The 22,343-nt window shown below is 69.9% G+C and carries 18 protein-coding genes; 11 read left to right on the plus strand and 7 right to left on the minus strand.

The genetic code is table 11. From position 1 onward, the window contains the following. The first annotated feature begins 274 nt into the window (after nucleotides 1-274). The 4 genes from ACYVF3_RS23860 (at nucleotide 275) to ACYVF3_RS23875 (ending at nucleotide 6,182) form a co-directional block, all read left to right on the plus strand. Nucleotides 275-1,162 carry a mycobacterial-type methylenetetrahydrofolate reductase gene (locus tag ACYVF3_RS23860; RefSeq protein ID WP_461156487.1) on the plus strand — a complete coding sequence of 296 codons (888 nt, stop codon included), beginning with the start codon at nucleotides 275-277 and terminating at the stop codon, nucleotides 1,160-1,162. Nucleotides 1,163-1,837: 675 nt separating this feature from the next. Beyond that, entirely contained in the window at nucleotides 1,838-3,187 is a 1,350-nt protein-coding gene (locus ACYVF3_RS23865) for a wax ester/triacylglycerol synthase family O-acyltransferase (protein ID WP_461156488.1), read from the plus strand. Between the two features lie 57 nt (nucleotides 3,188-3,244). Next, complete coding sequence (locus ACYVF3_RS23870; protein ID WP_461156489.1) at nucleotides 3,245-4,705, plus strand: carboxylesterase/lipase family protein; 1,461 nt, start codon at nucleotides 3,245-3,247, stop codon at nucleotides 4,703-4,705. Nucleotides 4,706-4,781: 76 nt separating this feature from the next. Then, complete coding sequence (locus tag ACYVF3_RS23875; RefSeq protein ID WP_461156490.1) at nucleotides 4,782-6,182, plus strand: FAD-binding oxidoreductase; 1,401 nt, start codon at nucleotides 4,782-4,784, stop codon at nucleotides 6,180-6,182. A 75-nt stretch (nucleotides 6,183-6,257) separates the two neighbouring features. Here ACYVF3_RS23875 and ACYVF3_RS23880 read toward each other — a convergent pair whose 3' ends face one another. Further along, complete coding sequence (locus tag ACYVF3_RS23880; RefSeq protein WP_461156491.1) at nucleotides 6,258-7,202, minus strand: DMT family transporter; 945 nt, start codon at nucleotides 7,200-7,202, stop codon at nucleotides 6,258-6,260. On the opposite strand from ACYVF3_RS23880, the gene ACYVF3_RS23885 reads away from it, so the two are divergent. Continuing rightward, nucleotides 7,201-8,583 (plus strand): aminotransferase-like domain-containing protein, encoded by a 1,383-nt coding sequence (locus ACYVF3_RS23885; protein WP_461156492.1) that lies wholly within the window; start codon nucleotides 7,201-7,203, stop codon nucleotides 8,581-8,583. The two genes, ACYVF3_RS23880 and ACYVF3_RS23885, sit on opposite strands and share 2 nt — an antisense overlap. Here the strand turns inward: ACYVF3_RS23885 and ACYVF3_RS23890 are convergent. Genes ACYVF3_RS23890 through ACYVF3_RS23910 form a run of 5 tightly spaced genes read right to left on the minus strand, consistent with a single transcriptional unit; the run spans nucleotide 8,567 to nucleotide 15,566 of the window. Beyond that, nucleotides 8,567-10,747 (minus strand): thiamine pyrophosphate-dependent enzyme, encoded by a 2,181-nt coding sequence (locus ACYVF3_RS23890; RefSeq protein ID WP_461156493.1) that lies wholly within the window; start codon nucleotides 10,745-10,747, stop codon nucleotides 8,567-8,569. The two genes, ACYVF3_RS23885 and ACYVF3_RS23890, sit on opposite strands and share 17 nt — an antisense overlap. Continuing rightward, nucleotides 10,744-11,658, minus strand: a complete 915-nt coding sequence (locus tag ACYVF3_RS23895; RefSeq protein WP_461156494.1) for a LysR substrate-binding domain-containing protein — start codon at nucleotides 11,656-11,658, stop codon at nucleotides 10,744-10,746. The genes ACYVF3_RS23890 and ACYVF3_RS23895 overlap by 4 nt, the downstream gene beginning before the upstream one ends. Before the next feature lie 27 nt (nucleotides 11,659-11,685). Beyond that, the gene (locus tag ACYVF3_RS23900) at nucleotides 11,686-12,837 is read right to left on the minus strand and encodes a Glu/Leu/Phe/Val family dehydrogenase (protein ID WP_461156495.1); all 1,152 of its coding nucleotides are present in this window, start codon (nucleotides 12,835-12,837) and stop codon (nucleotides 11,686-11,688) included. Between the two features lie 12 nt (nucleotides 12,838-12,849). Continuing rightward, nucleotides 12,850-13,986, minus strand: coding sequence for an NAD(P)/FAD-dependent oxidoreductase (locus ACYVF3_RS23905; RefSeq protein ID WP_461156496.1), 1,137 nt, complete (start codon nucleotides 13,984-13,986; stop codon nucleotides 12,850-12,852). Beyond that, on the minus strand, nucleotides 13,986-15,566 hold the full coding sequence (locus ACYVF3_RS23910; protein WP_461156497.1) for an aldehyde dehydrogenase family protein: 1,581 nt from the start codon (nucleotides 15,564-15,566) through the stop codon (nucleotides 13,986-13,988). The genes ACYVF3_RS23905 and ACYVF3_RS23910 overlap by 1 nt, the downstream gene beginning before the upstream one ends. Before the next feature lie 154 nt (nucleotides 15,567-15,720). Between ACYVF3_RS23910 and ACYVF3_RS23915 the strand changes: the two genes are divergently transcribed. The 4 genes from ACYVF3_RS23915 (at nucleotide 15,721) to ACYVF3_RS23930 (ending at nucleotide 18,304) form a co-directional block, all read left to right on the plus strand. Beyond that, a complete protein-coding gene (locus ACYVF3_RS23915; protein ID WP_461156498.1) occupies nucleotides 15,721-16,659 on the plus strand; it encodes an ornithine cyclodeaminase family protein in 939 nt (312 codons plus the stop codon). Between the two features lie 95 nt (nucleotides 16,660-16,754). Further along, nucleotides 16,755-16,976, plus strand: coding sequence for a hypothetical protein (locus ACYVF3_RS23920; protein WP_461156499.1), 222 nt, complete (start codon nucleotides 16,755-16,757; stop codon nucleotides 16,974-16,976). Then, nucleotides 16,954-17,463 (plus strand): DUF6879 family protein, encoded by a 510-nt coding sequence (locus tag ACYVF3_RS23925; protein WP_461156500.1) that lies wholly within the window; start codon nucleotides 16,954-16,956, stop codon nucleotides 17,461-17,463. The genes ACYVF3_RS23920 and ACYVF3_RS23925 overlap by 23 nt, the downstream gene beginning before the upstream one ends. Next, on the plus strand, nucleotides 17,450-18,304 hold the full coding sequence (locus tag ACYVF3_RS23930) for a helix-turn-helix domain-containing protein (protein WP_461156501.1): 855 nt from the start codon (nucleotides 17,450-17,452) through the stop codon (nucleotides 18,302-18,304). Before ACYVF3_RS23925 ends, ACYVF3_RS23930 begins: the two co-directional genes overlap by 14 nt. 472 nt (nucleotides 18,305-18,776) lie before the next feature. On the opposite strand, the gene ACYVF3_RS23935 is transcribed toward ACYVF3_RS23930, so the two are convergent. Continuing rightward, nucleotides 18,777-19,718: a GlxA family transcriptional regulator gene (locus tag ACYVF3_RS23935; RefSeq protein WP_185717352.1), complete on the minus strand. Its 942-nt coding sequence runs from the start codon at nucleotides 19,716-19,718 to the stop codon at nucleotides 18,777-18,779. Nucleotides 19,719-19,825: 107 nt separating this feature from the next. On the opposite strand from ACYVF3_RS23935, the gene ACYVF3_RS23940 reads away from it, so the two are divergent. Both ACYVF3_RS23940 and ACYVF3_RS23945 read left to right on the plus strand, forming a co-directional pair. Beyond that, entirely contained in the window at nucleotides 19,826-20,137 is a 312-nt protein-coding gene (locus ACYVF3_RS23940; protein ID WP_006247389.1) for a putative quinol monooxygenase, read from the plus strand. Between the two features lie 776 nt (nucleotides 20,138-20,913). Beyond that, nucleotides 20,914-22,239 carry an ISL3-like element ISPfr2 family transposase gene (locus ACYVF3_RS23945; protein WP_461156502.1) on the plus strand — a complete coding sequence of 442 codons (1,326 nt, stop codon included), beginning with the start codon at nucleotides 20,914-20,916 and terminating at the stop codon, nucleotides 22,237-22,239. Nucleotides 22,240-22,343: the final 104 nt, after the last annotated feature.

The raw sequence follows: 22,343 nt of genomic DNA on the forward strand, positions 1-22,343 counted from the left end.
CGAGTACATCGGTGTCGACGTCAACGGGCCCTACAAGCCCGAGCACTACCGCTACTGATCCGGTCGGTGGTCACCGCTCCCCGCGAGCGGTGACCACCCCCGGTTCCGCGAAAATCGGTGAGCCCGGTGAACTTTCCGCTCTCCGGGCTCGCCGATCGGGTCGAAACCCTTCTCCCTGGAAGAAAACGGTCCCTGCCGCCACGCGCAGGTTCGCAGGCGTATCTCTCGAGCGCTGCGGTGACCGAAGTCGACAGAAGGAAAACCTGAGGCCGACATGACCACCATCGCACTCGAACTGGTTCCGCCCGACCTCGACGGCGGTGTGCAGAGGGCCGTTGAAGAAGGACAGAAGATCGCCGAGCTCAGCCGCCAATTCGGGCTGACCGGCCGCATCAGGCACGTGATGATCCCCGGGATCATCCAGGAGGACGCCGACCGCCCGGTCGACTTCCGCCCCAAGATGGACACCATCGATTTCTGGCGCACGATCCAGCCTGAGCTCGGCACCGACGTGCGCGGCCTGTGCACGCAGGTCACCGCCTTCCACGAAGAGCGGGCCCTGGGCGAACGCCTGCGGGCGCTGCGCGACGTCGACATGGACGGCATCGCCTTCGTCGGCGTGCCCCGCAACATGGCCGACGGCGAAGGCCCCGGCGTGGCACCCGTCGACGCCCTCACCAAGTACCAGGACATCGTTCCGCACCGCGGGTCCATCCTCATCCCGACCCGGGAAGGGGAGCAGGGCCGCTTCGGGTTCAAGTGCGAGCGCGGCGCCACCTACGGGATGACGCAGCTGCTGCACTCCGAAGCGATCGTGGACTTCCTCGCCGAGTTCGCCCGCACCACTCCGCACCGTCCGGAGATCCTGCTCTCCTTCGGGTTCATCCCCGGTGTGGAGAGCAAGAAGAAGCTCATCCAGTGGCTGATCCAGGACCCCGGCAACGAGGCCGTCGCCGCCGAGCAGGAGTTCGTGGCCAAGACCGCCGAGCTCGGGTTCGAGCAGCGCAAGCAGGCGGTCGTGGACCTCTACAAGCGCGTCATCGACGGCGTGCACGACCTCGGCTTCCCGATCGGCATCCACCTCGAAGCCCCCTACGGCTTCAACGCCCCCGCGTTCGAGACGTTCGCGGCGATGCTGGACTACTGGGAGCCCGGCAAGTAAGGAGCTGTTCCGGAGTCGGTTCCGCCGGGTTCGCACCGGCGTCGGCACCGGAGCGCTCCGATCCCACGAGCCACCCGGCTGGGAATCACGAGACCCCGTCACCGCAGCGCGACACGCCTGCGGGGCGGGGTTTCGTGCGTTCTGCGGCAGCGTTCGAGTGACAATCGACGGCTCCTGACCCGCAGTCCTCTGCGCTCGGGGTCATCAACTGCCTCGCCGGGGGAGGCGACCACCCCGCTGCTGCCTCCTAACGGGTGATCGGCTGAGGCCGAATCGGCACCGAGCGGAGTGATCAAAACCCTACCGGGTTTCACCGCGGACGATGGCGGTCGTTCTCAACGGATCATTTCTTCGATAAGGTCGAAATGCTCGCCGGCGGTTACGATGACGAATTGTGCAGCGGCGCACCCGAACGCGAATGGATCTCGTGCGCCGAACCGAAAAGAGCTCGCAGCTGTGGGGATCGGTGCGCGCACACCGACCGCCGGCAGCACCGGGAGGAATCCGTCGATGCCGTCTTCACCAGCAGGTTCGAGGTGCGTCGGCTCGGCCGGGATTCACCGGATCGTCGGATTGCGAGCTGGATTCGGATTGCCCCGCAATCCTCCGGGCGGCCCATTCGGAAACAGATCCGCAACGCGAAAGACCAATTTCAGTGTTGACGAGGAATAGGCGATGAGCGCGACCGAGACGCCATCCAGAAGTGAACTCACCCCGCTCGACTGGGCCTTTCTGTGCATGGAGCACGAGGACACGCCCATGCACGTCGGGGCGGTGGCGGTGTTCCGCGCCGAGGGGCCGGTGGACCGCGACCGGTTGCTGGGGCTGCTCGCCGACCGCGCCGGGCGCATCTCCCGGCTGCGGATGCGGCTGGAACGCTCCTGGCTGCAACCCCACTGGCGCGAAGCCCGCGACTTCGACCCCACCGAGCACGTCCACGACCACGAGGTGCCCACCCCCGGTGGCCGTGAAGAGCTCGCGATCCTGACCTCCGAGCTGGTCGCCGACCCGCTGGACCAGAGCCGCCCGCTGTGGGAGCTGCACCTGATCACCGGGCTCGCCGACAACCGGTTCGCGGTGCTGATGAAGTTCCACCACTCGCTGGTCGACGGGCACGACGCCGTCGAGGTCGGGGTGCGGCTGCTCGACGAGTTCACCGACCTCACCGACACCCCCGCAACAACGTCGCCGAACCCGCTGGACGCAGCGCTCGGTCTGATCCGCCGGCCGGAGAAGCTCGTCGGCGCGCTGCGCGGAACGCTGTCGAAGTCCAGCGAGTCCCTGGGCATCGCGGCGTCGGTGGTGCGCAACGTGCGGCTCCCGGTGTACTCGTCGCCGATGCACGCCTCGACCTCGCCGGCCCGCAGGCTCGCGCTGGTCCCCATCGACCTCGCCGACATCCGCCGCATCCGCACCCGGCACGGCGGCGGAACCACCAACGACGTGGTGCTCGCGGTGATCGCGGGAGCGCTGCGCCGCTGGCTGGCCGCGCGTGGCGCCGACGTCGGTGAGGTGCCGGTGCGCGCTCTGATCCCCGTGTGCCGCCGACGCAGCAACCAGCCGCGCAGCGGCAACAACCAGCTCTCCGGTTACCTGTGCGGACTCCCGGTCGACGAACCCGACCCGGCGTCGCGGTTGCGGACGATCCGCGAGGAGATGAGCGCCAACAAGAGCGCGGGCCCGATGCGCGGTCCCGGAGCGTTCCCGGTGCTGGCCGGGCGGTTGCCGCAGCTTCTGCACCACGTGGCCACGCCGCTGGTCGCACAGGGCGCGCCGCTGCTGTTCGACACGATGGTCACCAACGTGCCGCTGCCGAGGTTCCACGCCGCGCTCGACGGCGCCGAAGTGGCGGAGCTGTTCCCGGTCGCCCCGCTGGCCGCCGGGCAGGCGCTGTCGATCGCGGTCTCGCAGTTCCGCGACACCGTTCACATCGGGGTCCAGGCCAACCGGGCCGCCCTGCCAGATCTGGAGAAGCTCACCGAGGCGCTGCCGCAGGCGGTGGCCGAACTCTGCGACGGGACGTGAGACGTGGCCTCAGCGGAACCCCCACCGTTATCGCGCTTCCAGTGGTTGTACGGAGGCATGGACCTGATCGTTCGCACCGAGCACGGCGCTGTGCGGGGAACAACCGACGGCGGTGTCATGGCGTTCAAGGGGATTCCCTACGCGGCGCCGCTGGACGGCCCGCGCCGGTTCCGGGCCCCGGTCCCGCCGCAGCGCTGGGACGGGCTGCGCGACGCCTCGCAGTACAGCGCGTCGGTGCCGCAGGCCTCGGTCGAACCGATGCCCTCCCCGTGGAAACCCGGTGACTCCACCGACTGCCTGACGGTCAACGTGTGGACGCCGGACCGCGGTGGGCACCTGCCGGTGATGGTCTGGTTCCACGGTGGAGCGTTCCTGGGCGGCACCGCGTCCACGGACGCGTTCAACGGGGTCAACCTCGCCCGCAGCGGCGTGGTCGTGGTGACGGTGAACTACCGCGTCGGCTACGAGGGCTTCGGCTGGGTGGAGGACGCGCCTGCCAACCGCGGTGTCCTCGACCAGCTGGCCGCGTTGCGCTGGGTCCGCGACAACATCATCTCCTTCGGCGGGAACCCCGACAACGTCACGATCTTCGGGGAATCGGCCGGTGCCGTCTCGGTGGCCACGCTGGTGGCGGGTTCCGGGCGGCGGGGGCTGTTCCGCCGCGCCATCGCCCAGAGCCCGGCATCGATGTACCTCGACGAGGACGAGCACCGCAAGATCGGTGAGCTCATCACCGGCCCGCTCGGCGTTCCGGCCACCGCCACCGCGCTCGCGGAGCTGCCTGCCACCGACCTGCACGCCGCGCAGACCCGTGCCATGGCGGAGATCAACGACAACCGCGCGGCCTGGACCAACAGCACGCCCCACCACGTGGTGCTCGACGGCGAGGTGCTCTCGGAGCTGCCGTGGGTCGCGATGCGCGGTGGTGCGGCCAGCGGCATCGACGTGATCGCCGGGTTCAACCGCGACGAGGCGACCGCGTTCACCGCTGACCTGCCCGCGGAGTCCCGCGACTTCGAGGGGCTGGCGCGGGACCTGCACCTGCCTCCGACCACGACCGCCGAATACCGCTCCGCGCACCCGGGCGCGGCCGATGCGGACCTCTACACCGTGCTGCTCAGCGATCAGCTGTTCCGGATGCCCGCGGTGTGGATGGTGGAGGCGATCGCCGCCGCGGGCGGGCGCGGCTTCCTCTACGAGTTCACCTGGGAGACCGCCCAGCGCGACGGGGTGCTCGGCGCCTCCCACGGTCTGGACGTGCCCTTCACCTTCGGCAACTTCGACGACCCGCTGGCGAAGGTGATGCTGGGCGAACAGCCCGCGGGGGCCGACGAGCTGACCGGCACGATCCGGGAGGCCTGGACCTCGTTCGCCGCCACGGGCGACCCCGGCTGGCCCGCGTACGGGCTGGACGAACGGCAGACGCGGATCCTCGACGTCCCGGTGTCGCTGGCCTCCGATCCGGTCGGCGGGTCGCGGAAGGTCTGGGCGCCGCTGTTCCCCGAGCTCGACCAGTAGCTCGCCCGAGGCCTCGGACTGCCCGTTCCTTCCTCCGGGTTAATGTGTGGGTGGGTCGCGCGGCTGGAGGTAGCAGATGGTGGAGAACTCGGACGACGCCGCTCTACACGCGCTGCGGCGGGTCTTGCCCGACGAGGTCGTGCTCACCGATCCGGACTCCACCGGCCGCTTCTCCCACGACGAGGCCGAGTGGGCACCGTGGGACAAGCCGCTGGCGGTCGTGCGCGCCCGCAGCACCGCGGACGTCGTGGCGGCCGTGCGGGTTTGCGCCGAGCACCGGGTCCCGGTCGTGCCGCGCGGTGCGGGGACCGGCCTTTCCGGTGGTGCGAACGCCATCGAGGGCTGCGTCCTGATCTCCGTCGAGGGCATGGACGAGATCCTGGAGATCAACCCGCGGGAACAGCTCGCCGTGGTGCAGCCCGGTGTGGTCAATGACCACCTGCGCGCCGCGTGCCGCGAGCACGGCGCCTGGTACCCGCCGGACCCGGCCAGCTCGCCGTGGTCGACGATCGGCGGCAACGTCGCCACCAACGCCGGCGGCGTGTGCTGCGTGAAGTACGGCGTGACCCGCGATTACGTGCTCGGCATGGAGGCCGTCGTGGGCTCCGGAGAGGTCGTGCGGCTCGGGCGGCGCACCGCGAAGGGCGTCGCCGGGTACGACCTGTGCGGCCTGTTCGTCGGTTCGGAGGGCACGCTCGGCGTGGTCACCGAGGTGACCGTCAAGCTGCTGCCGGGCCTGCGCGCTCCGGAACGAACCGTGGTGGGCTACTTCGACTCGCTGGTGGCGGCCGGTGAAGCCGTCGCGGCCGTCGCCGCCGAGGGCATCGTGCCCTCCGCCCTGGAACTGCTCGACCAGCACTGCCTGCGCGCGGTCGACGAGTGGAAGAACATGGGCCTGTCCGCGGAGGCGAACGTCCTGCTGCTCGGCCGTTCCGACGCGCCCGGGCAGGCGGGGGAGCAGGAGGTCGACGCCCTGGTCCGCTGCTTCGACGCGGCGGGGGCCAGCTGGAGCGCCCGGTCCACCGACGAGCAGGAGGCCGACGCGCTGTTCTCAGCCCGGCGGCTCGCCTACCCGGCGCTGGAGCGCCTCGGCCCGCTGCTCACCGAGGACGTGTGCGTGCCGCGCGCGCTGGTGCCCGACATGCTCGCGCGCATCGAAGCCGCTGCTCAGAAGCACGACACGCAGATCGCGAACATCGCCCACGCCGGCGACGGGAACCTGCACCCGCTGATCATCACCCCACCCGGCGACGACGAGGCGCGCCTGCGCGCGCAGCGGGCCTTCGACGACATCGTCGCCGACGCCATCGAGCTCGGCGGCACCGTCACCGGCGAGCACGGCGTGGGCCTGCTCAAGCGCAAGGGCCTGCACGCCGAGCTCTCGCCGAAGGTCGTCGACATGCACCGCGACATCAAGAACGCCCTCGACCCAGCGGGGATCTTCAACCCCGGCAAGGTCTTCGGCGATCCCTCCTGACCCGCTCGCCTCGCCACGTGAGGTGCGGACCGAGGGCGGTTCTGGTCCGAATTGACCGGGCGAAACGGACTTCGATTACGGACGGCTCGGACCAGGACCGCCCCCGGCCGAGGACGTGCGGCGGCTGCGGACCGAGAGGGCCGCGAACAGGACCACCGCCAGGGCACCGAGGGCGGTGGACCAGGTGAGGGGTTCGGCCAGCAGGAGCGCGGCCCAGAGGAGGGTCATGACCGGCTGGACGAGCTGGATCTGGCTTACCTCGGTCATCGGCCCGATCGCTAGCCCGCGGTACCAGGCGAGGAACCCGAGGTTCTGGCTGACCACGGCGAGGTAGGCGAACGACGCCCACTGAACCGGGGTCGCGCTCGGCGGTTGCGCCTCGATCGCGACGGCGGTGAGCCCGAACATCACGGGCGCGGCGAGCACGAGCGCCCAGGACACCGTCTGCCACGCACCGAGCTCCCGCGCGAGCAGGCCGCCTTCGGCGTACCCGACCGCGGCGGCCACCACGGCGCCGAACAGCAGCAGGTCGGCGAGGTGCAGTCCGCCCAGGCCCTGCAGCGCGGCGAAGGCCACCGTCGCCACCGCTCCCAGGCCTGCCGCGATCCAGAAGGTCCTCGGCGGTCGCTCGTGCCCTCGCAGCACGGCCATCACGGCGGTCGCCGCCGGCAGCATCCCGATCACGACGGCGCCGTGGCTGGCCGGAGTGCCGGCCAGAGCGTAGGAGGTCAGGAACGGGAACCCGACGACCACACCGGCAGCGACCACGGCGGCGCGGGCCCACTGGGCCCGGTTCGGCAGCCGCTGCCTGGTGAGCAGCAGGGCGGCGAAGGCCATCAGCCCGGCGACGGCGCCACGACCGGCGCCGATGAACAGCGGGGAGAGCCCGTCGACCGCGACGCGGGTGAGCGGGACGGTGAAGGAGAACGCCGTGACGCCGAGGAGCCCCCAGGCCAGTCCCGACCGGGACGGGGATAGCGCCGGTTCTCGGAGTGCGGTAGCGCTACTATTGTCTGTCATGGTCGACGATAGCAGTGCGCGCATTGCCGCGGAGCTCCGCGAGTGGATCGCGACGGCGCAGCCGGGCGCGAAACTCCCCTCGACGCGCGAGCTCGTCGCCCGGCACGGGGCCGGCCCGGTCACCGTGCAGAAGGCGTTGCGCACCCTGGCGTCCCAGGGCGCGGTCGAAAGCAGGCCGGGTGTAGGCACGTTCGTCCGCTCCGTGCGAGTCGCCCGGCCGAGCGACTACGGGTGGCAGACCGCGGCGCTGGGCTCCCGGAAGAACGACCGACCCACCGTCTCGGCCGCCATGCGGCCCGCGCCCAACGACGTGATCGCGCTGCACTCCGGTTACCCGTGCCGCGAACTGCTACCGGAACGGCTCGTGCGGTCCGCGTTCACCCGAGCCGCACGCAGCGACGCGATCGTCGACAGGCCGCCCACGGCGGGGATTCCGGAACTGCAGGCGTGGTTCGCCACCGAGCTCGGCACCGCGGCACCGGGGGACGTGGTGATCTTCCCGGGCAGTCAGAGCGGGCTGAGCGCGATCTTCCGCGCGCTGGTCGGAGCCGGGCGCCCGCTGCTGATGGAATCGCCCACGTACTGGGGAGCGATCGTGGCCGCCGCACAGGTGGGCGTGCAGACGGTGCCTGTTCCCAGCGGACCGGACGGTCCTGACCCGGACCAGCTCGCCGGCGCGTTCGCACGCACCGGCGCCCGCGCGTTCTACGCGCAGCCGAACTACGCCAATCCGACCGGCGTGCAGTGGTCTCCGCGTCTGGCGGGGGAGGTGCTGGACGTGGTCCGCCGGAACGGGGCTTTCCTGATCGAGGACGACTGGGCGCGGGATCTCGGCATCACCACCGAACCCGAACCGGTGGCCGCCAGGGACGAGGACGGGCACGTCGTCCACCTGCGCTCGCTGACCAAGACCGTGTCGCCCTCGGTGCGCATCGCCGGGGTGATCGCGCGCGGCCCCGCCCGGGAGCGGATCCTCGCCGACACCCAGTCCGAGGCGGTCTACGTCAGCGCGATGCTGCAGGCCGTGGCCCTGGACGTGGTCACCCACCCCGCGTGGCGCCGATACCTGCGCGACCTGCGCCGGCAGCTCGCCGCTCGCCGCGACCTGCTGGCCGACGCCGTGCGCGAACACGTTCCCGGCGCGCACCTGGAGGTTCCGGCCGGTGGGCTCAACCTGTGGGTGCGGCTGCCGGACACCACCGATCTGGCCGCGCTCGTGCGGGACTGCGAGACCGCCGGGGTCGTCGTCGCCCCCGGTGACGAGTGGTTCCCGGCCGAACCGACCGGCCGCTTCCTGCGCCTGAACTACGCGGGACCGAACCCCGGCGCGTTCCCGGAGGCGGCCCGGCTGATCGGAGAGGCGCTCAGCCGACGAGCTTGAGGGCGGCCGTCTCGACGGTCTGCTCGTCGAGCAGGACGTGGTAAGCGGCGGCGCCGAGCGGGATGAAGCTGTCCTCACTGGTCACGCGGCCGATGCGGCCGGTGAACCCGGCGTCGACGAGCGCGGTCACCACCGACTCGGAAACGCCTCCGCTGCGGCGTGTTTCGTCCACGACGAGGACTTTCCCGGTGGCCTCCGCCGCTTCGAGGAGGTCGTCGACCGGAAGTGGGGCCAGCCAGCGCAGGTCGAGCACGCGGGCCCGCACACCTCTGCGTTCGAGGCGTTCGGCGACGCGCAGGCTCATCGGGACCCCGTTGGCGAAGCTGACCAGGGTGAGGTCGCCGCCGTCGCCGTGAACGCGGGCGCGGCCGAGGGGCACGTGGTGCTCGCCCGGTGCGGGATACCGGGCCAGCCAACCGTCGTCGCCGGGTTCGTGCAGGTCGCGGGTGTGGTAGAGGGCGATGGGTTCGAGGAACGCGCACACCCTGCCGTCCTCGCGGGCGGCGGCGACGCAGGTCCGCAGCATCGATGCCGCATCGTCCGGACGCGACGGGGAGGCGAGCACGACACCGGGCAGGTCGCGCAGCGCGGCTACGCTGTCGTCGTTGTGGAAGTGTCCGCCGAAGCCCTTCTGGTAGCCGTAACCGGCGATGCGCACGACCATCGGGTTGGTGTAGCGGCCGTCGGAGAAGAAGCGCAGCGTGCTCGCCTCGCCGCGCAGCTGATCGGCGGCGTTGTGGAGGTAGGCGAGGTACTGGATCTCCGGGATCGGCACCATCCCCGCCAAACCGGCTCCCAGTGCAGTGCCGAGGATGCTCTGCTCGTCGAGCAGGGTGTCGAAAACCCTGCTGCCGCCGAAGGTCTTGCGCAGGCCGCGGGTCACGCCGTAGACGCCGCCCTTGCGCGCGACGTCCTCGCCGAAGACCAGCACCTTCTCGTCGCGGCCGAGCTCCTCGGCCAGCGAGCGGTTGATCGCCTGCGCCAGAGTCAGCGGCCCCTCGTCCTCCGGCGCGGTGCGGAAGGTGTCGGCCCGCCCTGCCGGGACCTCGGCGGTGCGCTCGGCGATGGCCTCGGGGGAGTGGCGGTGCAGCGCGCTCATCACCTCGGCCGCGCTGCCGAGCTTGCGCCGCGTCAGGGCGTCCTCGGCGATCTCGGCCACCTCGACGCGCTTGGTCTCGTACCGCGCCAGGACCTCCTCGGGGGTGAGAACTCCTTGCGAGATCAAGGCTTTCGCGGTTCCCAGCAACGGGTCTCGGTCGTGGTCGCCGGTGATCTCGGTGCGGGAGCGGTAGGCGGACTCGACGTCGGAACCGGCGTGGCCCATCAACCGGACCGTCCGCAGGTGCAGGAAGGCGGGGGCGCGGTGCTCGCGCACCCACTCGGCGGCTTCCCGGGACACGCGCAAGCACTCGACCGGGTCCGAGCCGTCGGCGGTGAAGTACCGCAATCCGGGCCGATCCCCGTAGGTGGAGGCGATCCACCCCGACGGGGTGCGCACGCTGATCCCGATCCCGTTGTCCTCGCACACCAGCAGCAGCGGCAGTGGCAATCCCTGAAAACCGCAGTGCAGCGCGGAGTTGATGGCGCCGACGGCGGTGGAGTGGTTGGCCGAGGCGTCCCCGAAGCTGCACACCACCACCGAATCCGCGGGCCACTCGGCAGGCACGCCCAGTCGCGCGCCGCGCTCCAGTGCGAAGGCGAGCCCCACCGAGCGGGGCAGGTGCGAGGCGATGGTCGAGGTCTGCGGGATCACCGACAGGGCACCGTGCCCGAAGACCTTGTGCCGACCTGCGGAGATCGGCTCGTCGGCCGAGGCCACCACACCCAGCAGCACGTCGCGCAACGGAGTGCTCCCGGCGACCCCGCGGCCGCGCTCGAGGTAGAACGCCCCGGAGCGGTAGTGCAGCAGCGCCGGATCGCTCACCCGCAGCGCTGCCGCCACAGCCGCGTTCGACTCGTGGCCGGACGAGCCGATGCTGTAGAACCCCTCGCCCCGCTTGCCCAGTTCCCTGGCCTTGAAGTCCAGGTGCCGGCTCCCGGCCTGGGAGTCGAACAACCCCACCAGGTCTTCGCCCGGCACACCCGTGGTCCGGAGCGCAGTGGAACTGCGGGTTGCCAGGTGGGGGACGGTGTTGCGGAAGTGCTCGTCGATGGGTTCGGTCATGATTGCTCCCACTCGGATGCGACCGCTGTGCAGGACTTGGCGAGGAACTCCAGGGCGACGGGGAGCAGCGGGTTGGTGTTCTGCTCGCGGTAGAGGACCTTCACCCGGCGGCGCGGGTCGAAGCCGACGATCGGGGCGACCCCGCGCTGGTCGTGCGGGATGGCCAGAGCAGGCAGGACGGCGACGCCGAGTTCCCGCCGGACGAGGTCGCGGATGACGGAGTAGTCGTTGCTGCGGAACGTGATGCGCGGAGCGAAGCCCGCGGCGGCCGTCAGCCGGATCAGCGAGCGGGCTCCCGCGGTGTCCTGCCGGGTGCAGATCCAGTTGTCCCGCGCCAGATCGGGCAGCTCCACGCGGGCTCGCCCGGCTAAGCGGTGCGATTCGGGCAGGACCACGTGCAGCGGCTCGGACAGGAGCTCTTCCGCGCGCAGCTCGATCGGCCACTGGCGCGGATCCAGGTCGTACTCGAAGACCAGGGCCGCGTCCAGCACGCCGTCGAGAACGCCGTCCACGACCTCGTCCGGTTCGCCTTCGTCGAGCTGGACCTCGGCGTTCGGGCGTTGCGAGATGACCGAGGCCAGCACGTCGGGAAGCACGCGCGAGTTTGCGGTGGCGAAGGACGCCAGCCGGAGGCTGCCCTCCTCACCGACGACCATCGCCCGGACCTCGCGCTCCAGCGAGTCCAGCGCGTTGAGCGCGTCGCGGCTGCGATCGGCGAGCCGGAGCGCGAGCGCGGTGCTGCGGGCCGAGCGCGCCGAGCGCTCGAACAGCGGTGCGCCGATCGCCCGCTCCAGCAGCACCATCTGCTGGGACACCGCCGAGGCGGTGTAGCCCAGCATCCGCCCGGCCTCGGCGAACGAGCCGGTCCGCACGCACTCCTGCAGCGTTCTGAGGTGAATCGGGTTGAGCACGCGGATTCCTCACCGCCTCCGATGTGGTCAGGCCGGAACAGGCGACCGGCCGCGCAGCCGCATCGCGTCGCGGACCCGCTGCTGAGCCATCTCCAGCGCCGCGGCGTGCGGCAGGGACCCCGTGACGGCGGCGGTTTCCAGCACCAGCAGGGTGTTGCGCCTGGTCCTGGTAGCGACCTCGTCGAGGATCCTGGCGGGTTCGGGGCGGAAGGGCGAGTACCTCGCGTCCATCGCGAACCCGGCGGCGATGGCTCCGCCGGCGTTGGCGATGAAGTCCGGCACGATCTCCACCCCTCGCGCGGCGAGCGCGCGGCGGGCGGCGACGTTGGTCGGCAGGTTGGCGCCCTCCACGACCAGTCCGGTGCGGATCCGGGCGGCGACGGACTCGTCGATGACGTCCTGCCTCGCGGCCGGGATCAGCACATCGCAGTCCACCGTCAGCTCCTCGCCGTGCGAGAGGCGCTGCGCGGGAGTGGCTTTCGCGACGCAGGTGTCGCCGAACTCGGCCTGTGCCGCCAGCCACGCGGGCACGTCGAGACCGTTCGGGTCGTGCACCGAACCGTCCGCCGTGGACAGCGCGACCAGCTGCGCGCCGAGCTCGCTGAGCCGGGCGGCGGTGGCCGTGCCGACGGCGCCGAAGCCCTGCACCGCGATCCTCGCGCCGGCGACCGGTTTTCCGGCTCGTTCCAGCGCCGCCAGGGCGGCTTCGGCGACACCGTGCCCGGTCACCCCGAGCTGGTCGTAGGGAACACCGCCGAGGGCTTCCGGAACGCCGACGGCCGCACCGCGATCGCCGAGTTCGTCCTGGATGATGGCCGCGTCGTGCTCGGTCATGCCCATGTCCAGCCCGGCGACGTAGCTGGCCGGGATCTGGTCGGCCAGGCGGCGAGCGAACGCGCGCACCACGGCTTCCTTGTCGGGGGAGCGGGGATCGGCGACGATCCCGGCCTTGGCCCCGCCGTGGAAGAGGTCGACCGCCGCCCACTTCCAGGTCATCACCCGCGCCAGCCGGGCGATCTCGGCGGTGGTGACGTTCGCGGCCATCCGCGTGCCGCCCTTGCCGCTGCCGCGGGCGGTGTTGTCGATGACCAGCACGCCCCGCATCCCGGTGCGCGCGTCGGAGACGCAGACGACCTTCTCCGGGCCCCACTCGTCGATCTCCTGCAACAGATCAACCACGGTTGTCCCTTCCTACACGCAGTTGTGCTCGGGCCGGGGCGCGGCGCCGTCGAAGCGGCGCACGTCGAGGCCGGAGACGTCGATGGGCGGTGTGCGGCCCAGGACCAGATCGCGCATCACCTCGCCGATCGCCGGGCTCTGCAGGAAGCCGTGCCCGGAGAAGCCGGTGGCGTAGAAGAACCCGCCGTCGTGGCCGACCAGCGCGTTGTGGTCAGGGGTGATCTCGTAGAGCCCGGCCCAGCCGTGCGCGACTCCGGCCTCGGCCAGTCGAGGGGCTCGCCGCTCGACGGCTTCGCCGAGCCTGCCCAGCCACCGGTCGTCGGTGCTCAGCCGGAACCCGAACTCCTCGTCCGGGTCCGACATGCCGACGAGCATCCCCGGGCCTTCCTCGTGGAAGTAGAAGCTGGTGGCGAAGTCGATCGTGAACGGCGAACGCGGCGGGCGGTCGGGCATCGGTTCGGTGACCAGGATCTGCCTGCGCAGCGGGCGCACCGGCAGCTCGACCCCGGCGAATTCGCCGATCGCCGCCGACCACGCCCCCGCCGCGCACACCACCGCGGTGGTGCGCACCGACCCCTCGGCGGTGCGCACCCCGGTGATCTCGCCGCCTGCGGTGTCGATCCCGGTCACCTCGACGCCGTGCCGCAGCACCGCGCCGCGCTCCCGAGCCGCTCGGGCGTAGCCCTGCACGACGCCTTCGGGAGTGCAGTGCCCGTCGGTGGGCGAGAAGGCCGCCGCCAGCAACCCGTCGGGGGAGGCCAGCGGTGAGAGCTCGCACGCCTGCTGCGGGGTGAGCATCCTGCTGGGCACGCCCAGCGAGTTCTGCAGCGCGACGCTCGTCTCGAAGGCCGCGACGTCGTCGGGATCCGACAGCAGGAACAGGTATCCCTGCTGCTTGAGGTCGATCTCGCCGCCGGGCCTGCGGGCGAAGTCCTCGAAGGCCCGCAGGCTGCGCTGCCCGAGTTCGATGTTGACGGGATCGGAGAACTGCGCCCGGACACCTCCGGCCGCCTTGCTGGTGCTGCCCGAACCGAGTTCGCCGCGTTCCAGCAGCAGCACGTCCGCGCCGGCTTCGGCGAGGTGGAAGGCGGTGCTGACGCCCACCGCTCCGCCGCCGACGACCACGACCTCCGCTGCGGTCGGGAGCACTAGTTCCCGCCGAGCTCAGGCGGCAAGCGGAAGTCCAGCTCGGGTTCGACGGTGTCGACGTCCATCTGGGCCTTCTGCAACTTGCCGGAGAAGTCCCAGTTCAGCGACTGCCAGCGGGTGAACTGGTCGAGCACCCAGATGCCCGACTGGCGGCTGCCGTTGCCGGACTTGCCGTTGCCGCCGAAGGGCAGGTGCGCCTCGGCGCCGGAGGTCGAGTTGTTCACGCTGACCATGCCCGCCCCGGTGCCCTGCCGGAAGCGGAACGCCTTGGCCGGGTCGGAGGTGTAGATCGCCGCCGAGAGCCCGTAACCGGGGGCGTTGCCGAGCTCGATCGCCTCGTCCAGCGTCTCGTAGGTGGTGATGCCGACGATCGGGCCGAAGGTCTCGTTGCGGAAGATGTGGTCGTCGCTGCGCATCCCGTCCACCAGCACCGGGTGGTAGTACAGGCCGGTGGCCGGGTCGCCGTGGAAGCCCTTGCGCGGCTTGTCGTTCGTGATGCGCCCTACCGAGTCGGAGCCGAGCGGGGTGTGGTGCGGCTGCAGGGTGTCCAAGATGGACTCGAAGTTCTCGGCGAACTTCGAGTCCAGCATCGGCCCGTAGAGCACGTTTCCGCTCGGCTCGCCGACGGTGGCCGCGCGCAGGGCCGCGTCGAGGCGGGAGGTGAACTCGTCCTTGACGTCGCGGTGCACGATGAGGTTGCCCAGCGAGGTGCAGCGCTGCCCGGCGGTGCCCCAGCCGGAGAACAGCGCGCCTTCCACCGCCAGGTCCAGGTCGGCGTCCTCGGTGACGATCATCGGGTTCTTCCCGCCCAGCTCCAGGCAGGGGTTCTGCAGGTGCCGCCCGCACAGCTCGCCGACCCGGGTGCCCACCGCGCTGGAACCGGTGAACCCGACCTTGTTGACGGTCCCGGCCTCCAGGGAGGCCTCCAGGCCCTTGAAGGCCGCTTCGCCGTCGGTGTAGACGAGGTTGAGCACGCCCTTGGGCACGCCGGCCTTCCACGCGAGTTCGGCGACGGCGCGAGCCGCGCCCGCGGCGTACTCGGCGGGCTTCCACACGACCGCGTTTCCGCACAGCAGCGCCGGGACCAGGTACCAGGACGGCACCGCCACCGGGAAGTTGCCCGCGGTGATCACCACCGCCACGCCGACCGGCGCGCGGAAGGTGAACAGCTGCTTGTCGGGCATTTCGGAGGGCACTGTCTGGCCGTAGAGCCTGCGGCCCTCGCCTAGGAAGAAGTCGCAGGTGTCGACGATCTCCTGCACCTCGCCGAGCGCTTCGGCGTAGGGCTTGCCGATCTCGCGGGTCACCAGCCGGGCGAGCGATTCCTTGTTGGCCTCGACCAGGCGGCCCAGCCCGGCGATCACGCGACCGCGCACCGGGGCGGGCACCTGGGCCCACTCCTTCTGGGCGCGGTGGGCCTGCTCGGTCGCGACCCGCAGGGTCTCGGGGGTGCCCAGCGCGACCTTGGCGACGACGTCGTCGAGGTTCGCGGGGTTCTTCGAGAGGTACTCGCCTCCGCCGTCGATCACCTCCGGGGCGTCCGGGCCGATCACGGAGCTCAACGTCGCCTGCACCGACATGCACCTCTTCCTGCTCGGGACCACGCTGGGATCACCGTAGAACGCCGGGGCCCGCCCTGTTGAGCATCAGAAGGGTGATTTCTCGTCTCGCTGAGATCCAGCATCGCTGCTGCTGCCTTCCGGTGGGCCCACCGATGTGCCAACGTCGGTCCGCATGAGGTTCCTCAGCGACACGGATGTGGCGGCGGCGCTGGACTACGACGTCGCGATCGCCTCGCAACGCCTGGCCTTCGAGTCGCTGGGCCGGGGAGAGGCCCAGCAAGCGGCGAAGACGGCGATCAGGACGGGTGAGGACACGGCCCTGTCGTACCTGAGCAGGCTCTCGCCCCGGCACGGCCCGGTGGCCAAGCTCGTGTCCGTGAACCCCGGCAACGCCGATCGCGGCATGGCGTCGATCAACGCCACGGTCCTGGTGCTCGACGCCGAGACCGGCACGCTCACCGCGACGATGTCCGGCACCGCGCTCACCGAGCTCCGCACCGCCGCGGGCAGCGCCGTCGCCCTGGACGCCCTGGCGCCGACCGGCGCGGACGTGCTGGCGGTGATCGGTTCGGGAGTCCAGGCCCGAGCCCACGTCCGCGCTGTCTCCCGCGTCCGCGCCCTCACCGAGGTCCGGGTCCACAGCCGCGACGCGGCCCGCCGCGAGTCGACCGCCGCTGAACTCGCCGCCGAGCTCGGACTCGACGTCCGGCCGACCGCCACCGCAGCCGAGGCGGTCGGCGACGCGGGGATGGTGGTGGCCTGCACCCTGAGCTCCGACCCGGTCGTCGAGACCGCCGACCTCGCCCCGGGCGCCACCGTGGTCAGCGTCGGGAGCTTCGAACCCCACCGCCGGGAGGTCGACGGCGACCTCCTGCGGGCGGCGGACAGGATCGTCGTCGACGACGTCGACACGGCCGCCCACCACGCGGGTCCGATCATGGCCGCCCTCGAATCCGGTGACCTCGACAGGGGTGGTCTGACCCCGCTCGGCACGATCCTCACCGCCCAAGCCCCGGGCCGAAAGTCCGCCGAGGAGCTCATCTTCTACAACAGCGTCGGCATCGGCGTCCAAGACGCAGCAGCAGCCCTCGCAGTCCTGGGCTTGCTGTGAGACCGCGTGGCTCATGCGGGTGATGGTTACCCAACATCGTGCATAAAACGCCACGGAGCTTGATCGACGGTCTCAGATCCCCGAATCATGGAGCCATGAAGCTATCCAAGGTGACGGAGCGCAAGGACGAGAATTGTCCTGCCGTGTACGTGTCCGACAGGGGGACGGCCGTGATCCAGGGGGTGCTGGTCGAAGCGGGCACAGAAGGTCTCACCCTGGGAGACGGGGAGTTTGCCGTCGAGATTCCCCCGGACGTTGTCCTTGCCGCTGTTGGAGCTCTTCAGGAGGTCACAAGTGATCCTTTCGAACCTGCGTGAGCGGTTCGCGAATTGTCAGAGCTCGGCATGGCGGTTCGAGGCTCAGCCGACCTACACCATGCCTGGTGAGCAGGATGACCTGGAGCTCTGGCGCGCTGGTGAGCCTATGCCGGAGGGATTCAACTCCGCTTGGCACGAGCGTGTTTCGGGCTATGTCGAGCGCGGTGTGTCCATGGGGCGTGTCCGCGTTGTCCGCAGGCCGCTCACGGAGTACCTGCGGCATCAGTTCGAGTGGGCCATTCCTGGCAACATCAAGGCTGGGGAGGACATCCGGATCCTGGATCTCACCGAACTTGAGCTTGATCTGCCGTCCCAGGACTTCTGGCTCTTTGACGATCAGATCGTGGTGGATCTCAACTTCAACCCCGACGGTACGATGATCAACCGGGAGCAGCTCGAAAATCCTGACCTCTCGAAGTACCTGAAGTGGCGCGATACTGCACTCGCGCATTCAGTTGCTTTCCACGAGTTCCATGCTGGAACCTGAGAACGAGAGGCGCGATCGCAGGGATTTAGCTGATTCGCTGAAGCAGTTGCGCAAAGCGGCCGGGCTCTCTGGGGAGAGGCTGGCCGCTCGTGCTGCCATGTCCCAGTCCAAGATCAGCAGGATCGAATCGGGGCGGGCCCTTCCCAGCGTTGCCGATGTCGAACGGATCATGCAGGCGCTCGATGTGCCGGCGGATGCTCAACTCGACATCCTCACTGCCGCACGGTCTGCCAATGTTGACTACGTCTCGGCTCGTTCGGCGGCCCGCATGGGAATCTGGCGGCGGCAGGCCGAGATCAAGGCGCTGTGCGAAGTATCCACGACGGTCCGGCATTTCCTTCCGGTCATCCCGTCCGGTCTCATTCAGGCTGCGGAGTACGCGAGAAGCGTCCTGACTCCCGTCCTCGAGGGTGACACCGCGCGTGACGTCGACCGCGCCGTGAAAGCCAGGATGGAAGCCCAGGAAGTGCTCGACGACGAATCCCGCACGTTTCACTTCTTGCTGACGGAACAGGCTGTGCGGCTGAAGCAAGCGTCCGCGTCAGTGATGGTGAAGCAGCTCCGACACATGGCTACCGTGTCCGAGCGGCCGAACGTGGACCTGACAATCCTGCCGCACACGGCCTCGATCACGTCGCCGCCGTTGAACATATTCGTGATCTACGACGAGCGCCTTGCCACCGTCGAAATGTTCTCCGGGAGCGTTGCGCTCCGGGACTACCGCGATATCTCGTATCACCTCAACGTGTTCGACTATTTTCGGGAGCGAGCCGTTTCGGAGAATTCCGCTCGGCGGCTTCTGAATTCTGTGGCCGACGAGTTTATGCGAGGTCCTGACTAGAACTGGAATTGTGGTTCTCGCTGCGTCTAATTTCGCTTCATGGTGATGTTGAACGAGGGGCGGCCTGATGCCGAAAAGGGCTCTTCCCAGATGAGGGTGTAGGTCGGCCGGGCGCGTCGGTCCGCAGATAGACGTCGAGGTCTCCCGACGATGGAGGTTCCTACGCCATCCATCCGAAAGACCTCGACGTGTCCGACGCTACCCCGCCGGCCGGGTTCGGCCGCCCTGACCTGACCGCCTTCGCGGCTCATCCCAATCGACCCTGATCGGGTCTGCTGACCCCCTCGACGAGAACGCAGCGACATCACAGCCACCCAACCCCGACCGTCCGGGAAGCCGGGGCACGTCACATGGCCTGTGCTGCGGGCGTGTCGAGTGGGTCGTCCAGGGGCGACGCAGGAGCGTCGACGCGACGTGCTGAGAGGTGGTTCCAACCGAGCGCTAGGACACCGGCTACAGGCATGGCGATAGGTCAGGAACGGCGTCGCTCCCTGCGCAGGAGGGAGCGCAGAGTCTCGGCGTTCGCGTAGCCGACCCGTCGCGCGATCTCGGCGGAGGTGAGGTCCGTGGTTGCTGAGAGGTGCCGAGCTCGTTCGATGCGAAGCCGTTGGACGAAGCCGAGCGGAGTGAGGTTGAGCGCCGCACGGACTCGTCGTTCGAGGGTGCGCCGGCTGGTGCCGAGCGACTGCGCGACGAAGGCGACGTTGAACGGTTCGTCCAGGCGGACGCGCACGAAGCGTTCGAACTCGACGACGATCGGGTCCTCGTGCCGGAGATGTTCGTAGGCGACGAAGGCCGCCTGCGACGGGCGCTCGTCGATGATGAGGAGCTTGGCGACATGTTGGGCCAGGTCGGGGCTGATCGATCGCACGAGTGAGAGCGCGAGGTCGATGTGGGCGAAGGCGGCGCCGGCGGTGACGAGGTTCCCGTCGACCACGACCATGGTGTCGAGATCGAGGGCGACGGTCGGATAGCGCTTCAGGAACTCCGGCCCCAGGAACCAGCTGGTCGTCGCCCGCCGATGATGCATCCGTCCGGTCTCGGCGACGGCGAACACGCCGGTGCACGCCGCGGCGATCCGGGTGGTCGCGTCGTCGAGGCGCCCGAGTGAGGCGATGACCGAACGAGCATCTCGGCTCTGGAGGGCGTCGTGGGTCGCGGCGGCCGTGAGGGTTCCAAGCGCAGGGACGACGACCACGTCGAACTCTCCGGACTCCGACAGCGGGTGGTCCACCGACAGGGTCATCGATGCCGTCGTGGTCACTCGCCGTTTCGGTCCGAGGATGGCGAGTTCGATCGGGTCGATCCGCGGGTCGACATCGCCGCGGGCTCCGTCGGCCACCCGCACGATGTCGATGACCGACGCGACCGCCGAACCGAAGCAGCCGTCGATCGCGATCAGTCCGATACGCATGGCGCGAACAATAGCAATACTGCCGTATACGCCACTCCCCACCGGCCCTCGCGCGTCATACGCTGAACTCGCCCCACGAGGAACGCCGACTTCAAGGAGAACCCCTCATGTCCACACCCGCATCACTTCCGTATGCCTTCGTCGCCAAGATCGTCGCGGCTGATGGACAGCACGACGCGCTCGCCGATCTGCTCGCCGGCGCTGTCGCACTCGCCAACGAAGAAGTAGGAACGATTGTCTGGTTCGCGGCTAGGACCCACGCCGACACCTTCTGGATCTTCGATGCATTCCCCGACGAGGCCGCTCGCGACGCCCACGCCAACGGCGCCATCGTCGCAGCCCTGATGGCCAACCAGCACCTCCTCGGCGCAGCACCCGAGATCCTGGCGGCCGACGTCCTCGCGTCCAAGCTCCCGTAGTCCGCCAACGCACGAGACGATCGCGCCCCGCCGAGCCGTCGGACCCGACCGCCTCGACACCCGCACCACGTTGACGATCCCCGACGGGCCGATCACGAGGAGGCCAGGCAACACCAGGCGCAAGCCTGGAGCGGCACTGTTTCACCGGTGGTCATCGAGAGAGCCAGCGCGGTTCCATGGCAGCGCAACTGTGTCAACTTGCCCTCCGTCCCGCGAGGCGCCGTGGGCGGGTCGTGGTTGCGATCCGTTGCCGTGACGGGAGACGCGTTGCGCGTCGCAGCGATGACGGGTCGTTGGCGTTCCGGGGCGTTGCGTTCGTGCGCGCCGCGCGTGCGGCATGGAGCATCTCGCTGCGCACACAACGATCGCTGCGCCGACGCACCGTTGACACCTCGCACGTCCAGGTCGCGACACAACGCCACGCTGCGTTGCCGAGCGGAGCGAGGCATATCGGCACACGGACAGGATGCCGGCCGCGAGCGCTCAGCCGGCGAGGGGTCCGTCGCAGAGGAGAGCGACGTCGGTGTCGGGCAGAGCCGTGAGGCCAGCGCATTGCGCGACCACCAGAACCGAACCGCCCCTGCCCTGCGTTTGCGCAGGTCAGGGGCTGTTAGCCGGAGCCGCCTGTCGGAATCGAACCGACGACCTAATCACGTCGGCTTTGCGGGCTCTTCCCAGATGAGGGTGTAGGTCGGCCGGGCGCGTCGGTCCGCAGATAGACGTCGAGGTCTCCCGACGATGGAGGTTCCTACGCCATCCATCCGAAAGACCTCGACGTGTCCGACGCTACCCCGCCGGTCGGCTTCGGCCGCCCTGACCTGACCGCCTTCGCTCGACTCGACGGCCTCGGTCTGAGCGTGACCGGGCAACGACTTGAACCGGATCGTGCGGTCCTCGCGTGCCGCGTGGTGGAACCAGATCAGTCTTGCCGACGGTGCGGCAGCGAAGGCGCTGCTCGTGACACCGTGATCCGGCGGTTGGCCCACGAGCCGCTGGGCTGGCGACCGACCGTGCTGGAAGTTGTAGTGCGCCGCTACCGCTGTGCCGACTGCGGACACGTGTGGCGCCAAGACACCAGCGCCGCGGCGGAGCCACGCGCGAAGCTCTCGCGCACCGGGTTGCGGTGGGCGCTGGAAGGGATCGTGGTCGCACACCTCACCGTCGCCCGTGTCGCCGAGGGACTCGGGATCGCGTGGGACACCGCCAACAACGCGGTCCTGGCCGAAGGCAATCGGCTGCTGATCAACGACCCCACGCGGTTCGAGGGCGTGAAGGTCATTGGCGTCGATGAGCACGTCTGGCGCCACACCAGGCGTGGCGACAAGTACGTCACCGTGATCATCGACCTCACCCCGGTCCGCGATGGCGCCGGCCCAGCAAGGCTGCTGGACATGGTCGAGGGCCGGTCGAAGGCGGCGTTCAAGACCTGGCTCGCCGACCGCGACGACGCCTTCCGTGACGCGGTCGAGGTGGTCGCGATGGACGGCTTCACCGGGTTCAAGACCGCCGCTGCGGAGGAGATCCCGGACGCGGTCACGGTGATGGATCCCTTCCACGTCGTGCGCCTGGCCGGTGACGCCCTCGACAGGTGCCGGCGCCGGGTCCAACTCGCGATCCACGGGCACCGTGGGTTCAGGGACGACCCGCTCTACAAGTCGCGGCGCACGCTGCACACCGGCGCGGACCTGCTCACCGACAAGCAGAGCGACAGGCTACGCGCGCTGTTCGTTGATGACGCTCACGTCGAGGTCGAGGCGACCTGGGGTGTCTACCAGCGCATGATCGCCGCCTATCGCCACGAGGACCGGCAACGTGGCCGCGAGCTCATGGAGAAGCTGATCACCGACCTCAGCGCCGGCGTCCCCAAGGTGCTCACCGAGCTCACCACCCTGGGCCGGACCCTGAAGAAGCGAGCCGCCGACGTGCTCGCCTACTTCGAACGACCCGGCACCAGCAACGGGCCGACCGAGGCGCTCAACGGACGGCTCGAACACCTGCGCGGCTCCGCACTCGGGTTCCGCAACCTGACCAACTACATCGCCCGAAGCCTGCTCGAGACCGGCGGCTTCAGACCCCAACTCCTACACCCCCGATTGGGATGAGCCCCGAAAAGCCCCCGAGGTCGTCGGCGGGATGCGAAACGCGCGGGCGCACCGCGGTTCTCGTCGACGGGCGCAGCTGGTTGGCCGGCCCGCTTCCGGGTCGC

The organism is Saccharopolyspora tripterygii (genome assembly GCF_054778355.1).

Bases quoted from the DNA above. Each gene is read 5' to 3' on its own strand.
- ACYVF3_RS23860 (WP_461156487.1), top strand. From the start codon at position 275: ATGACCACCATCGCACTCGAACTGGTTCCGCCCGACCTCGACGGCGGT.
- ACYVF3_RS23890 (WP_461156493.1), bottom strand. From the start codon at position 10,747: ATGACCGAACCCATCGACGAGCACTTCCGCAACACCGTCCCCCACCTG.
- ACYVF3_RS23915 (WP_461156498.1), top strand. From the start codon at position 15,721: ATGAGGTTCCTCAGCGACACGGATGTGGCGGCGGCGCTGGACTACGAC.
- ACYVF3_RS23875 (WP_461156490.1), top strand. From the start codon at position 4,782: ATGGTGGAGAACTCGGACGACGCCGCTCTACACGCGCTGCGGCGGGTC.
- ACYVF3_RS23870 (WP_461156489.1), top strand. From the start codon at position 3,245: ATGGACCTGATCGTTCGCACCGAGCACGGCGCTGTGCGGGGAACAACC.
- ACYVF3_RS23935 (WP_185717352.1), bottom strand. From the start codon at position 19,718: ATGCGTATCGGACTGATCGCGATCGACGGCTGCTTCGGTTCGGCGGTC.
- ACYVF3_RS23880 (WP_461156491.1), bottom strand. From the start codon at position 7,202: ATGACAGACAATAGTAGCGCTACCGCACTCCGAGAACCGGCGCTATCC.
- ACYVF3_RS23930 (WP_461156501.1), top strand. From the start codon at position 17,450: ATGCTGGAACCTGAGAACGAGAGGCGCGATCGCAGGGATTTAGCTGAT.
- ACYVF3_RS23865 (WP_461156488.1), top strand. From the start codon at position 1,838: ATGAGCGCGACCGAGACGCCATCCAGAAGTGAACTCACCCCGCTCGAC.
- ACYVF3_RS23940 (WP_006247389.1), top strand. From the start codon at position 19,826: ATGTCCACACCCGCATCACTTCCGTATGCCTTCGTCGCCAAGATCGTC.
- ACYVF3_RS23920 (WP_461156499.1), top strand. From the start codon at position 16,755: ATGAAGCTATCCAAGGTGACGGAGCGCAAGGACGAGAATTGTCCTGCC.
- ACYVF3_RS23885 (WP_461156492.1), top strand. From the start codon at position 7,201: ATGGTCGACGATAGCAGTGCGCGCATTGCCGCGGAGCTCCGCGAGTGG.
- ACYVF3_RS23910 (WP_461156497.1), bottom strand. From the start codon at position 15,566: ATGTCGGTGCAGGCGACGTTGAGCTCCGTGATCGGCCCGGACGCCCCG.